The organism is Streptomyces sp. NPDC051452 (assembly GCF_044454765.1).
Lineage (GTDB): Bacteria > Actinomycetota > Actinomycetes > Streptomycetales > Streptomycetaceae > Streptomyces.
Window position 1 is genome coordinate 251078 of record NZ_JBITEB010000007.1, and the last position, 12909, is coordinate 263986.

At 73.5% G+C, this 12909-nt stretch carries 10 protein-coding genes; 2 read left to right on the forward strand and 8 right to left on the reverse strand.

Features of this window, described 5'->3' with window-relative positions; translation table 11 throughout:
- Positions 1-64: 64 nt before the first annotated feature.
- The 5 genes from ACIBA9_RS19480 to ACIBA9_RS19500 all read right to left on the reverse strand — a co-directional run bounded on the left by ACIBA9_RS19480 (position 65) and on the right by ACIBA9_RS19500 (position 6567).
- A complete protein-coding gene (locus tag ACIBA9_RS19480; RefSeq protein WP_399364491.1) occupies positions 65-1642 on the reverse strand; it encodes a PucR family transcriptional regulator in 1578 nt (525 codons plus the stop codon).
- Positions 1643-1765: 123 nt separating this feature from the next.
- Positions 1766-3049, reverse strand: coding sequence for an aspartate aminotransferase family protein (locus ACIBA9_RS19485; protein WP_399364493.1), 1284 nt, complete (start codon positions 3047-3049; stop codon positions 1766-1768).
- The gene (locus ACIBA9_RS19490; protein ID WP_399364495.1) at positions 3046-3888 is read right to left on the reverse strand and encodes a nitrilase-related carbon-nitrogen hydrolase; all 843 of its coding nucleotides are present in this window, start codon (positions 3886-3888) and stop codon (positions 3046-3048) included. Before ACIBA9_RS19490 ends, ACIBA9_RS19485 begins: the two co-directional genes overlap by 4 nt.
- Before the next feature lie 170 nt (positions 3889-4058).
- Positions 4059-6206 carry a hypothetical protein gene (locus ACIBA9_RS19495; protein WP_399364498.1) on the reverse strand — a complete coding sequence of 716 codons (2148 nt, stop codon included), beginning with the start codon at positions 6204-6206 and terminating at the stop codon, positions 4059-4061.
- Between the two features lie 109 nt (positions 6207-6315).
- Entirely contained in the window at positions 6316-6567 is a 252-nt protein-coding gene (locus ACIBA9_RS19500; RefSeq protein ID WP_399364500.1) for a helix-turn-helix domain-containing protein, read from the reverse strand.
- A gap of 64 nt (positions 6568-6631) precedes the next feature.
- Here ACIBA9_RS19500 and map point away from each other — a divergent pair, with 64 nt between their 5' ends.
- Positions 6632-7408: a type I methionyl aminopeptidase gene (gene map / locus ACIBA9_RS19505; RefSeq protein WP_399364502.1), complete on the forward strand. Its 777-nt coding sequence runs from the start codon at positions 6632-6634 to the stop codon at positions 7406-7408.
- 329 nt (positions 7409-7737) lie between these two features.
- Positions 7738-10323, forward strand: a complete 2586-nt coding sequence (locus ACIBA9_RS19510; RefSeq protein WP_399364504.1) for an ATP-dependent Clp protease ATP-binding subunit — start codon at positions 7738-7740, stop codon at positions 10321-10323.
- Here ACIBA9_RS19510 and ggt read toward each other — a convergent pair.
- The 3 genes from ggt to ACIBA9_RS19525 form a co-directional block, all read right to left on the reverse strand.
- Positions 10320-12122: a gamma-glutamyltransferase gene (gene ggt, locus ACIBA9_RS19515; protein WP_399364506.1), complete on the reverse strand. Its 1803-nt coding sequence runs from the start codon at positions 12120-12122 to the stop codon at positions 10320-10322. The genes ACIBA9_RS19510 and ggt overlap by 4 nt on opposite strands.
- A gap of 210 nt (positions 12123-12332) precedes the next feature.
- On the reverse strand, positions 12333-12539 hold the full coding sequence (locus ACIBA9_RS19520) for a hypothetical protein (protein ID WP_399364508.1): 207 nt from the start codon (positions 12537-12539) through the stop codon (positions 12333-12335).
- Positions 12540-12622: 83 nt separating this feature from the next.
- The gene (locus ACIBA9_RS19525; protein ID WP_399364510.1) at positions 12623-12835 is read right to left on the reverse strand and encodes a hypothetical protein; all 213 of its coding nucleotides are present in this window, start codon (positions 12833-12835) and stop codon (positions 12623-12625) included.
- Between the last annotated feature and the right edge of the window lie 74 nt (positions 12836-12909).

Here is a 12909-nt window from a genome sequence, read left to right on the forward strand (position 1 = left end):
TGCCACCGTGTCACGTGTGCGCGGGCCCATGTTTCACCGCCGTTTTCCCAGGTCGTCGCTTGTTTCACAGTTGTTGCGCGTCGTGCGCGAGGAGCGCGATGTGGACGGAGGCCGCCTGTTCGAAGTCGTCCAGGTCGACGCCGAGGCGGCCCTGTATGGCCTCCAGGCGGCGGTAGAGGGCCGGCCGGGAGACATGGTGGAGCTGGGCGGTGCGCGACTTGTTGCGGCCGGTGGCGAGATAGGTGCGCAGGACGTTCAGCAGCTCCGGTTCGGCGTCGCCCAGCAGTCCGTCCAGCTCCCGTTCGGCGAAGGACTGCACCTGCGGGTCGTCGCGCAGCAGCCGTATCAGCCCGCGCAGGTGGACGTCCTTGAGCCGGACGACGGCCGGCAGGTCGAGGGTGGCGGCCGAGTCGGCGACGGCCTCGGCGACATGCCGGGCCTCGCGCAGTCCCGCGGGCACCTCGTCCCAGACGGTCCGCGGATCGGCCGCGGCGACCACCGTGGCCGGCTCCCCCGTCTCGCTGCGCAGCCGGGCCGCGAAGTGCGCGGTCAGGGCCTCGGCCCGCTGGTCGCGGGCGAGGCTGAGCAGGACGGCGGTGCCGCCGCCGGACAGCTCGGCGACCAGACCGGGCAGTCCCAGCGTGCGCAGCACCCGGCCGAGCCGGGCCGGATCCGCGCCGGGGACGACGAGCGGGACGAACGTCCTGAGGTTGACCGGCAGTCCGGCCGCCCGGGCCCGCGGCAGCAGCTGCCGGGCCGGTACGACACCGGAGACCAGGTCGGTCAGCAGGCTCTGCGCGGACTGCTCCTCCCAGGTGTGCGCGGAGCCGCCGCCGAGCATGCGGTGCAGGACCAACGCCTCGGCGGCCCGGTCAGCGAGCAGCTGCCCGGTGGCCGTGTCGCCGCGGTGGCCGCAGAGCAGCAGCCGGCCCCAGTTCTCCCCGGGGCCGCCCAGCTCGGCACGGATCCAGCCGTCCCCGGCGCCGGCTCCGGCCTGCCGGGCGATCCGCTCCCAGTCGCGCAGTACGTCGTCCACCGCCGACCGCTCCCCCGCGGTGGCGAGGACGCGGTGGGCGAGGTTGGTGACGACCACCGGGCAGCCGCTGTGCTGGGCGACCTCGTCCAGCAGCCGTTGCAGCGGGGCGCCGCCCGTGATCAGTCCGGTGAGGGCGGTCCGTACGTTCTCCGACAGGCTGACCGCGGCGAACTTGCGTCGCACCAGCCTGCTTTGGACCTCCTCCGTCAACTCGGCGAAGGGGAAGGGACGGTGCAGTACGACCATGGGCAGCCCGCACCGCTCGGCGGCCCGCCGCATCACCTCGGGCGGTGTGGGGAAGGCCCGTCCCAGGCCGAGGACCACGGCCGCCGCCTCGGCCCGGTGCAGCGAGCGGACGTACTCGGCCTGCTTGGCCTCGTCCCCGGTCAGGAGCACCCCGGTGGTGAGCACCATCTCGCCGCCGCTGAGCATCACACCGACGTCGGCCGCCTCGGCGACGTGCACCCAGCGCACCGGCCGGTCCAGCTGTCCGGCCCCCGCCACCACCTCCGGCTCCCCGGCGAGCACCCGCTCCAGGGTGAGCACCTGCCGGACCGAGAGCGCGGGCTGGAGCGGCTGCCACGAGGCGGTCGAGATGGTCGTCATGGCCGTGTCCCTTGCTCGGGTGGTGCCGACTCGGCGAGCCGGCCGGTGCCGGCCCGTGCCGGTCGGGGCGGCCCCGGTCCGGTCCGGCCCGGGGCCGCTCCGGTGGTGCCGGTCCGGGTGGCGCTAGTACGAACTCCGCAGCGCCTGTTCGAGGATGGTCGCGCCCTCCTCCGCCTCCGTGACGGTGAGCGAGAGTGGAGGTGCGATGCGCAGGGCGCTGGTGTTGTGGCCGCCGCCCTTGCCGATGAGCAGTCCGCCCTCGCGGGCCGCTTCCAGCACGGCCGCCGCCGCCCGCGGGTCGGCCTCGTCCGTCCCGGGCTTCACCAGCTCGACACCGATCATCAGTCCACGCCCGCGTACCTCGCGGATGCCGGGCAGCTGGGCGGCGACGGCCCGCAGCCGCTCGATGAGCAGCCCACCGACCCGGCGGGCGTTGCCCTGGAGGTCGTGTTCGAGGAGGTAGGTGAGGTTGGCGAGGCCGGCGGCCATGGTGATCTGGGTGCCGCCGAACGTCGAGATGCTGTTGGCGTCCAGGCAGTTCATGATCTCGGCGCGGGCGACGACTCCGCCGACGGACATGCCGTTGCCGATTCCCTTGGCGAAGGTGAGGATGTCGGGCGGGCCGCTGCGGGCGTGCGCCTGCCAGCCCCAGAAGTGGTCGCCGGTGCGGCCCCAGCCGGTCTGCACCTCGTCGGAGATCCACAGGATCCCGTGTTCGCGCAGGACATCGCGGAAGGCGGCGTAGAGGCCGTCGGGCGGGGAGGTGAACCCGCCGACGCCCTGGACGGGTTCGGCGATCAGCGCGGCGGGCGGCCGGGTGTGGCCGAGGAGGTCCCTGAGGTCGGCGACACAGGCCTCGATGAAGGCACGGTCGTCGAGTGCGGCGTACGGGCCCCGGGTGCGCACGCCGCCGTGCACGTACAGGGTCTGCAGCGGGGACAGCGAGGTCGGGGACCAGCTGCGGTTGCCGGTGATGCCGACGGTGCCGAAGGAGCGGCCGTGGTAGCTGTTGCGCATGGCCAGGATCGTGTTGCCACGCCGGTGGGTGGTGGCCAGCAGCAGGGCGGTGTCGTTGGCCTCGGTGCCGGAGGTGGTGAAGAACACCCTTGCGTCCGGGATGCCGCTCAACTGGGCGATTCGCTCGGCCAGTTCGACCATCGGGCGGTTGAGGTAGAGGGTCGAGGAGTGCAGGATGCGGCCGGCCTGCTCGCTGACCGCCTTGGTCACCTCGGGCAGCGCGTGCGCGGTCATCGTCGTCAGGATGCCGCCGAAGAAGTCCAGGTACCGGTTGCCGGCGGAGTCCCAGACGTGCCGCCCCTCGCCGTGCGTGATCTCCAGCGGGTCGTCGTAGTAGAGGGCGAGCCAGTCGGGCAGGACGCCCCGGTGCCGGGAGTAGAGGTCGTTCACGGCTGTACCAGCCCTTCGTAGGCGTCGGGGCGGCGGTCGCGGTAGAAGGCCCACTGCTGCCGCACCTCCTCGATGAGGTCGAAGTCGAGGTCGCGGACCAGGAGTTCCTCGCCCTTGTCGCTCCCCGTCTCACCGACGAACCGTCCGCGCGGGTCGACGAAGTAGCTCGTGCCGTAGAAGTCGTTGTCGCCGTACTCCTCCTGTCCGACCCGGTTGATGGCGGCGACGAAGTACTCGTTGGCGACGGCCGCGGCCGGCTGCTCCAACTGCCAGAGGTGGGCGGAGAGTCCGCGGTGCGTGGCGGAGGGGTTGTAGACCAGCTGCGCCCCGTTCAGCCCCAGCTGACGCCAGCCCTCGGGGAAGTGGCGGTCGTAGCAGATGTAGACGCCGACCTTGCCGACGGCGGTGTCGAAGACGGGCCAGCCCAGGTTGCCGGGTTTGAAGTAGTACTTCTCCCAGAACCCCTTGACCTGCGGGATGTGGTGCTTGCGGTATTTGCCGAGGTAGGCCCCGTCGGCGTCGATCACGGCGGCGGTGTTGTAGTAGAAGCCGGACTGCTCCACCTCGAAGACCGGGACGACGATCACCATGCCGGTCTCACGGGCCAGGTCCCGCATACGGCGCACGGTCGGGCCGTCGGGCACGGGTTCGGCCCAGCGGTAGTGCTCCGGTTCCTGGACCTGGCAGAAGTAGGGGGCGTTGAAGACTTCCTGGAATCCGATGATCTTCGCGCCCCGGCGGGCCGCCTCGCGGGCGTGCTCCTCGTGTTTCGCCACCATGGACTCGGTGTCGCCGGTCCAGGTGGCCTGGACCAGCGCGGCACGGACGACGTTGGCCATGAGCTGCTCCTTCGACGCGACCTCAGAGCCTCTACGCCCGTAGAGCAGGTCGTAGAGGGACGAAAGTAAGCCTCCGCGCGGCCCTTGCCAAGACCATCGCCGCCAACCCGGCGGAGTCGATCACGATTCACACTCCGGTGGGTGAGCGGCACGGCCGGGGTCACCCGGGGTCACGGGGCGTGTCCCGCGACACGCAAGGCGTGTACGAGGTCGCGGTGCCGTTCCCCGGAGAGCGCGTGCGCGGCTCGCAGGAGCAGGGGCACGAGCCGGCCGGGGTCGGCGGCGGCGCTGCGGACCGCCTCTTCCGGGGTGCGGACCCGGACGTACGCGTCCAGCAGCGCCCGTGCCTCGCGGGCACGGCCCTCGTCGTCCAGCCGCAGCACGGCCGCGCCGATCTGTTCCGGCGGGCGCGCCACGCCCTGGCGCAGCATCCGCTGCCCGTCGGTGTCCCGGCCCGCCGCGGCCAGCGCGTCGGCGACGGCCACCAGTCGTTCGGCGGGCAGCGAGGCGGCCTCCCACAGCAGGGTGTCCCAGTCGGCGCCGAGCCCGGCGCGGTGCAGGGCCTCCGCGAGCAGTGGGAGTCGGGCCGGGGGCCACCCCGCGGCCTCCACCAGCAGCACGTGCGCCTCACCGCTGCGGCCCTCGCCCCGCAGCCACCCCAGCCGCGCGACGACCCCGGCGACCGCCTCGGCCGCCTCGTCGTCCACCGTCGCGACCGACGCGGGCTCCGGTTCGCCTCCCACGGCCCCGGCGAACCGAGCCCCCCGCGGCACTCGCGCCCCACCCGTCGGCGCGCCCCCCGCCCCCTGGGGCCCACCCCCGAGGACCCCGTCCTCCTCCATCCCGGCAAACCGCGCACTACCCCGACGGCGCTTACGGGGCTTGGAGGGGGTGAGGGTGGGCTCCTCGGAGGAGGTGAGGGCGGGGTCCTCGGAGGGGGTGGCGGGGAGTTGCTCGGAGGGGGTGGGGAGCGGGTGCGCGGAGGGGTGGCGAGGCGTGGGCGTGGGGGTGTGCTGGGGCTGCTCTGCGGTGGGGTGGGCGGAGGAGTGGTCGGGGCGGTTGGGCGTGGGGGGTGGTGCGGTTCGCCCGGTCGGGGCGTTGGCAGGGCGAGACGGCGGCGCCTCCGCAGCCGGCGGCCAGGGGTGGCGGGCAGAGGCATCCGCGGCCAGCGGAGCGGCCGGCCCCATCGGCGCGTTGGCAGGATGAGACGGCGGCGCCTCCGCAGCCGGCGGCGCAGGGATGCTGGTCGGAGCTTCCGCGCCGCCGGCCGGGTGCAACGGCGACGCCTGTGCGACGGGCGGCCACGAGTGGCGGCCCGGGGCTTCCCCGGCCAGCGGAGCAGCCGGCCCCATCGGCGCGTTGGCAGGATGGGACGGCGGCGCCTCCGCAGCCGGCGGCCAGGGGTGGCGGGCAGAGGCTTGCGCGGAGTTGGCCGGGTGCAGCGACGGCGCCTTTGCAGCGGGCGGCCTCGGGTGGTCGGCCCGGGCATCCGCGGCCGGGGGTGCGGGCCGGGCCGTCAGGGCGTCGGTGGTGTGACGCGCCGGAACGGTCGGGGCTCCGGAGGCCGGTGTCGCCCTCTGGGAGTCTGCGGCTCCGCCCGTCTCATCGGCTCGCGGGGCGTACGGCGCCGGGGTCGCCCGGTGACGGTCATCCGCGTCCTCGGGGCTCGCATCCCGGGGGCTGCCGCCGTCGCGGTGCCATGCCGTCGGCGCCTCTCCCCCGGCGGGGGCCGGCTCGTGCGGATGTGCCGCTGTCCATGGGCCGCTCGTCCGGACGTACCGTGCCTGCGCAGTCGGGCTCCCGGCCGTCGACCACCGGTCCAACTCGGTCATGCGGGCACGGAGTTCGGCGCAGCGGGCCGTGGCTCTGTGATGGGTGTCCCGGGTCCAGGCGAGGTCCAGGCCGAGGGCGGCGGCCTCTTCGGGGGTGGCCGACACCGAGAGCAGGCGGGTCAGTTCGGTCAGGCGGGCGACGGCGTGTCGCTGGTCGCGCAGTGTGCTGTCGAGACGTTCGGCGAGGGCGTCCCGGGCACCGGGCCGGGCGTCGTACGCCGTCAGCGCGGCCGCGTGCAGTATGCGGGCCCGGTGCCGTTCGGCGGCCGCGACGGTCGCGCCGTAAGCCTCGCCGAGGTCTCGCAGGAGCGCTTCCACGACGTCCCACGGTGGCACCTCGCGCCCGTCCAGACAGGCCCGCATGCCCGCGGGGTCGCGCTGCCAGAAGACGGCGCACCAGCCGCCGCCGGGGTCGAGCCGCGCCAGGAGGGCGTTCAGGTAGCTCGCGAACTCCCTTAACCCGTCGGGTAGTTGTTCCTCCGCCATCGCCCAGCTCCCGCCCGACCGCCAGCACTCCGGTGGGTAGAGGCAACACCAGCGGTGTTACGGCGCCGCTACGCGGAGTTTTCCGGGGGATGCCGTCGACGCGGGCGCGTCAGGCCGGAACCAGGGCGCACCACACGACCAGCTCGTCCATCGAGAGCCCGAGCACACCGGCCAGCGCCGCCACGGTGAAGAACGCCGGGGTCGGCGCCCGCCCTGTCTCGATCTTGCGCAGGGTCTCCGCGGAGAGACCGGCCGCCGCGGCGACCTCGGCCATGCTCCGGTCGCCACGCGCCTCGCGCAGCAGCCGGCCGAGCCGCTCGCCACGTTCGCGCTCTTCAGGGGTGAGGGGGGTGCGCACCATGGCGCCCATTCTAATACCGCCCCCGAGACGGGGACCCCATTTAAATACCGGTATAGTAATTGGCATGGTGGAACTGAAGACGGACGCGTCCATCGACGCGATGCATGCGGCGGGCCAGGTCGTCGCACGGGCCCTGACGGCCGCACGGAAGGCCGCGCGCGTCGGTGTCTCACTGCTGGAGCTGGACGAGGTGGCCCGGGAGGTGTTGCGCGAGGCCGGGGCGTCCTCGCCGTTCCTCGGCTACCGTCCCGCCTTCGCCCCGACCCCCTTCCCGGCGGTCCTGTGCACCTCGGTCAACGACGCGATCGTGCACGGCGTCCCGACCGGCTACCGGCTGCGCGACGGCGACCTGGTCTCCCTCGACTGCGGGGCCACGCTGGACGGCTGGGCCGGCGACTCGGCGCTGAGCTTCGTGGTGGGCCGCCCCCGCCCGGCGGACCTCCGGCTGATCGACACCGCCGAACGGGCGCTGGCGGCGGGGATCGAGGCGGCGGTGGTCGGCCACCGCGTCGGGGACATCGCGCACGCCATCGGCCGGGTGTGCCGGGCGGCCGGCTACGGCATCCCGGAGGACTTCGGCGGGCACGGCATCGGCCGCCGTATGCACGAGGACCCCGGGGTCCCGAACGAGGGCCGCCCCGGCCGCGGCCTTCCACTGCGCCCCGGCCTGGTCATCGCCATCGAGCCCATGCTGATCGCGGGCGGCACGGACTCGTACCACGCGGCGGCCGACGGCTGGACCCTGCGCACGAACGACGGCTCCCGGGCGGCCCACGTGGAACACACGGTGGCGATCACGGCGAGCGGCCCGCGGATCCTGACGGCACGAGCGACAGCCTGACGGGGCGCGCCCGCTCTGACGGCACGAGCGACGCCCTGACGTGGCGCGCACGGCCTCACGGGGCGCGCGGGCGACCGCGACCGGCGCGGTCCCGCGAGGGCGCCGCGAGCGCGCGCGGCACCCCCGGCAGACACCGCTCGAGCGGCCTGCGCGGCGCCGGCGGCCACCGTCCGAGCGGCCGGGGCGTCCTCGCGGGCGCCGGCGGACCGGCCCGGTGCCCTCCGCCCGGCGAACATGCCCACCCCCACGGATCGTGACATCGTGGGCATGAGCCACCCACCGCCGGGATACCCGGCCGCTCCGCTGCCGTCAGCGAAGGACCCCACGCCATGACCAACGGCTACCCTCCTGACCCCTTCGGTGAATTCCTGGGCCGCTTCTTCGGCGGTGCCCCCGGCGGAGCCGATCGCTCCCGCCACATCGATATCGGCCGGCTGCTCAGCCAGCCGGCCCGCGAGCTGGTCAGAGGGGCCGCCCAGTACGCCGCCGAGCACGGCAGCCGGGATCTGGACACCCAGCACCTGCTGCGCGCGGCACTGTCCAGCGAGCCGACCCGGAGCCTGCTGAGCCGAGCGGGCGCGGACCCCGACTCGCTCGCGACGCAGATCGACGACCGCTCCGGACCGGTCCGGCATCCGCCCGGCGAGGTGCCGCCGCCGACCTCGCTGTCCCTGACCCCGGCCGTGAAGCGGGCGCTGCTGGACGCGCACGACATGGCGCGCGCGAGCGGCGCCGGGTACATCGGCCCGGAGCACGTGCTGAGCGCGCTGGCCTCGAACCCGGACTCGGCGGCGGGACACATCCTCCACGCGGTCCGCTACTCCGGCGCCGCCATGCCGCCCGAGGCCCCGGAAGGCACCCAGATCCGCCCGGAGCGGCAGCGGTCCACGGGGACGCCCACCCTGGACAAGTACGGCCGCGATCTGACCGAGCTGGCCCGGCAGGACCGGGTCGACCCGGTCATCGGGCGGGACTCGGAGATCGAGCAGACCATCGAGGTGCTCTCACGGCGCGGCAAGAACAACCCGGTGCTGATCGGTGACGCGGGCGTCGGCAAGACAGCCGTCGTGGAGGGCCTCGCGCAGCGGATCGCCGACGGGGACGTGCCGGACGTGCTCTCGGGGCGGCGGGTGGTCGCCCTGGACCTGACCGGGGTGGTGGCCGGCACCCGCTACCGGGGCGACTTCGAGGAGCGGCTGAACAACATCGTGGAGGAGATCCGCGCCCACTCCGACCGCCTGGTCGTCTTCATCGACGAGCTGCACACGGTGGTGGGCGCCGGCTCCGGCGGCGAGGGCGGCACCATGGACGCCGGCAACATCCTCAAGCCAGCGCTCGCCCGGGGCGAGCTGCACATCGTGGGCGCGACCACGCTGGAGGAGTACCGCCGGATCGAGAAGGACGCGGCGCTGGCCCGCCGCTTCCAGCCGATCCTGGTGCCCGAGCCGACCGTCCTGGACACGATCGAGATCCTGCGCGGGCTGCGCGACCGGTACGAGGCCCACCACCAGGTGCGCTACACCGACGAGGCGCTGGTGGCCGCCGTGGAGCTGTCGGACCGGTACCTCACCGACCGGCGGCTGCCGGACAAGGCGATCGACCTGATCGACCAGGCGGGCGCCCGGGTCCGGCTGGGTGCCGGGACGAAGGGCACGGATGTGCGCGCGATGGAGCGCGAGGTCGACCAACTGGTGCGGGACAAGGGCCAGGCGGTCGCGGACGAGGACTACGAACAGGCCAAGCAGCTGCGCGACCGGATCGGTGAGCTGAAGCGGCGGATCGCGGAGACCAGCGACGACGGCAAGGCCGACGAAGGGCAGCTGGAGGTGACGACGGAGGCCATCGCCGAGGTGGTGTCCCGGCAGACCGGCATCCCGGTCAGCCGGCTGACCCAGGAGGAGAAGGAACGGCTGCTGGGCCTGGAGAGCCACCTGCACCAGCGCGTGGTCGGCCAGGAGGAGGCGGTCGCCGTGGTCGCCGAGGCGGTACTGCGCTCCCGCGCGGGGCTCGCCAGCCCGCGCCGGCCGATCGGCAGCTTCCTCTTCCTCGGTCCGACCGGCGTCGGCAAGACGGAGCTGGCGCGGGCCCTCGCCGAGGCCCTGTTCGGCAGCGAGGACCGCATGGTCCGCCTGGACATGAGCGAGTACCAGGAACGGCACACGGTCTCCCGGCTGATCGGCGCCCCGCCCGGGTACGTCGGGCACGAGGAGGCCGGGCAACTCACCGAGACGGTGCGCAGGCACCCGTACTCGCTGCTCCTGCTCGACGAGGTGGAGAAGGCCCACCCCGACGTCTTCAACATCCTGCTCCAGGTGCTCGACGACGGGCGGCTGACCGACTCCCAGGGCCGCACCGTGGACTTCACCAACACGGTGATCGTGATGACCAGCAACCTCGGTTCCGAGGCGATCACCCGGCGCGGGGCCGGGATCGGCTTCGGTCCGGGTGGTGCGGACGCCGACGAGGAGGCGCGGCGCGAGCAGATCCTGCGGCCGCTGCGCGAGCACTTCCGGCCGGAGTTCCTCAACCGCATCGACGAGATCGTGGTCTTCCGGCAGCTGACCGGTGAGCAACTGCGCAAGATCACCGACCTGTTGCTGGAGGGCACCCGGCGGCTGCTGGACGGGCAGGGTGTCCGCGTCGAGTTCACCCAGGCGGCCGTCGACTGGCTCGCCGAGCGCGGCTACCAGCCGGAGTACGGTGCCCGGCCGCTGCGCCGCACCATCCAGCGGGAGGTGGACAACCAGCTCTCCCGGCTGCTGCTGAACGGCACGATCACCGAGGGCGACCGGGTCACGGTGGACGTCCGGGACGGGCGGCTGGACTTCCGTACGGAGAAGGCGCCGGGCCGGGCGGCCGCCGACCAGCAGCCGCCCGCCGAACCACAGCCGCCTTCCTCGGGGCCGGATTCCTAGGGGGCCGGATCCACCACCATCGCCGAGCCCCCTCCGCGTCGTACCTTCTCGGCGGCGGCCAGCCACTTTCCGTTCGGCAGGCGTTGCACGCCGGTCGCCGCGCCGATCTCGGGGTTGAGCGAGAAGGAGTGGCCGATGGCCTCCAGTTTCCCGCGCAGTTCGCTGTCGTAGAGAGCCGGTTCGAGTTCCGTCTTGGCCGCGTTGCGCTGGCTGGCGCGGGGCGCGGCGATCGCGTCGACCAGCGGCAGGTGCCGGTCGAGGAACCCGGTGAGCGTCTGCAAGACGGTGGTGATGATGGTCGCGCCGCCGGGCGAGCCGAGGGCCACCACGGGCCGCTCGTCACGGTCCAGGACGATGGTCGGCGAGATCGACGAGCGCGGCCGCTTGCCCGGGCCGGGCAGATTCGGGTCGTGGACGGCGGGGTTGGCCGGGGCGAAGGAGAAGTCGGTCAGCTCGTTGTTGAGCAGGAAGCCCCGGCCGGGCACGGTGATGCCGCTGCCGCCGGTCTGCTCGATGGTGAGCGTGTAGGCCACCACGTTGCCCCACTTGTCGGCCACCGTCAGATGGGTGGTGTTCTCACCCTCGTAGGTCGTCGGGGCCGCCGTACCGCCCTTGCCGCAGGCCGCCGGCCGGCGCGGGTCGCCCGGGGCGAGCGGGCTTGCGAGCACCGCGTCGTCCTTGACGAGACAGGCACGGGAGTCGGCGAACCGCTGCGACAGCAGCTGCCTGGTCGGTACGTCCTCGAAGGCGGGGTCGCCGACCCAGCGCCCCCGGTCGGCGAAGGCGATGCGGCTGGCCTCGATGTAGTGGTGCAGGTACTGCACCTCGCTGGCCTTCGAGAGGTTCGTGCGCTCCAGGATGTTGAGGGCCTCGCCCACCGTCGTGCCGCCCGAGGAGGAGGGCGCGATGGAGTACACGTTCAGGCCGCGGTAGGAGGTCCTGGTGGGTGCCTGGAGTTTGGCGCGGTAGACGGCGAGGTCCTTCTCGGCGAGCTTGCCGGGCCGGGCCTTCCAGCCGGACGCGGGGTCCACGGGCGGGTGTTCGACCGTCTTGACGATGTCGTCGCCGATGTCGCCGCGGTAGATCGCGCCGACGCCCTCCCGGCCCAGCTCCTGGTAGGTGCGGGCCAGTTCGGGGTTCTTGAAGTTCGAGCCGACGGCCGGGAGCCGTCCGTTCGGCAGGAACAGCTTGGCGGTGTCCGGGAAGTAGCGGAACCGGGTCTCGTTGTCGGCCGTCTGCCGGCGGAAGGTGTCGTCCACCGTGAAGCCGTCGCGGGCGATCCGCTCGGCCGGCTTCAGGACGCTGGCGAGCCGCCGGCTGCCCCACTCGTGCAGCGCCTTCTCCCAGGTGGCGGGGGTGCCGGGGGTGCCCACGCTCAGGCCGCTGCTGACCGCGTCGGCGAAGGCGAGCGGTTTGCCGTTCTCCGTGAACAGGTCGGAGTCGGCGGACAGCGGTGCGGTCTCGCGGCCGTCGATGGTGTGCACCGTGCGGGTTCTGGCGTCGTAGTAGACGAAGTAACCGCCTCCGCCGACACCGGCGGAGTAGGGCTCGGTCACGCCGAGCGCGGCGGCGGTGGCGACGGCCGCGTCCACGGCGTTGCCGCCGTGCTTGAGCACCTCTATGCCGGCGGCCGAGGCGTCCGCGTCGACGCTGGCCACGGCGCCGCCGTAGCCGACGGCCACGGGAACCTTGGGGACCGTGCGGCTCGTTGCCGGGGCGGGGGGCGCGGCGGCCCCCACCGACACCACGGCGGCCGAGACCGCCAGAACCGCCAGTTTCCGTGTACCTGGGCGACCCATCCGTACCTCCCGTCGGGACAGTCCGCGCAGCGTAACCAGATCGCCGTAGTACCGACAGTACGCCTCGGTGACCTGCCACACGACCGTCACATACCGAACACGGGTACGGCGATGCCGCGGGCTTCGTGCGGAGCGCCGGCGCGCATCGTCGAGCGGGGGCCGCCCGGGGTCGGTGGGGTCCGAGCCGGGCGGCCGCCCGTCAGCCGTGGCTCACATCTTCGCGGTCGGCGGCTCGTAGCTGGAGCCGGTGTTGTTGACCTCGGGGTCGGACAGGTGTCCGGTGCCGATGCCGGCCTGTACGGCGGTGTGCGGGGCCGTCGGCGTGTGGGTGTGCGGCAGGCCGGTGGTGGCGCCGAGGGCGGTCGCGGCGAGCAGCGCCAGACCGAGTGCCGTACAGACACGGGGCAGCTTCGACATGGGTGGTCCTCCTTGAGTGTCGCCACCGGTGGTCTACCGGTGGCCGGTTGAGCGGGTGGGGCGCGGCTGCCGGCGGGTTGTCGTCAGCAGCAGAGGGGGATGTCGTGGGCGGGCGAGGCACTCGTGGTCCCCGTCAGCAGCTCGCGGAACTCCGTCGGCCCGGTGGCGAGTTGGAGGGGGAGGACCACCAGCAGCAGGGCCAGTGCCGGCACCCGGGCAAAACGGTGGGAGAGCGACCCGGCGACGGTCCCGCCGGACGGAGGGGCACCGGCGGGACGGCTGGAGGCGTGCGGCATGCGGATCGTCTGCTTTCGTCGGGGAGGGGAAGGCGGTGAGCGGTGTCAGGAGTACGGCGCTGCTGCCCTCCTGC

Coding starts and splice junctions, on each gene's coding strand:
- ACIBA9_RS19480 (WP_399364491.1), bottom strand. CDS start 1,642: ATGACGACCATCTCGACCGCCTCGTGGCAGCCGCTCCAGCCCGCGCTC.
- ACIBA9_RS19490 (WP_399364495.1), bottom strand. CDS start 3,888: ATGGCCAACGTCGTCCGTGCCGCGCTGGTCCAGGCCACCTGGACCGGC.
- ACIBA9_RS19495 (WP_399364498.1), bottom strand. CDS start 6,206: ATGGCGGAGGAACAACTACCCGACGGGTTAAGGGAGTTCGCGAGCTAC.
- ACIBA9_RS19500 (WP_399364500.1), bottom strand. CDS start 6,567: ATGGTGCGCACCCCCCTCACCCCTGAAGAGCGCGAACGTGGCGAGCGG.
- map (WP_399364502.1), top strand. CDS start 6,632: ATGGTGGAACTGAAGACGGACGCGTCCATCGACGCGATGCATGCGGCG.
- ACIBA9_RS19510 (WP_399364504.1), top strand. CDS start 7,738: ATGACCAACGGCTACCCTCCTGACCCCTTCGGTGAATTCCTGGGCCGC.
- ggt (WP_399364506.1), bottom strand. CDS start 12,122: ATGGGTCGCCCAGGTACACGGAAACTGGCGGTTCTGGCGGTCTCGGCC.
- ACIBA9_RS19520 (WP_399364508.1), bottom strand. CDS start 12,539: ATGTCGAAGCTGCCCCGTGTCTGTACGGCACTCGGTCTGGCGCTGCTC.
- ACIBA9_RS19525 (WP_399364510.1), bottom strand. CDS start 12,835: ATGCCGCACGCCTCCAGCCGTCCCGCCGGTGCCCCTCCGTCCGGCGGG.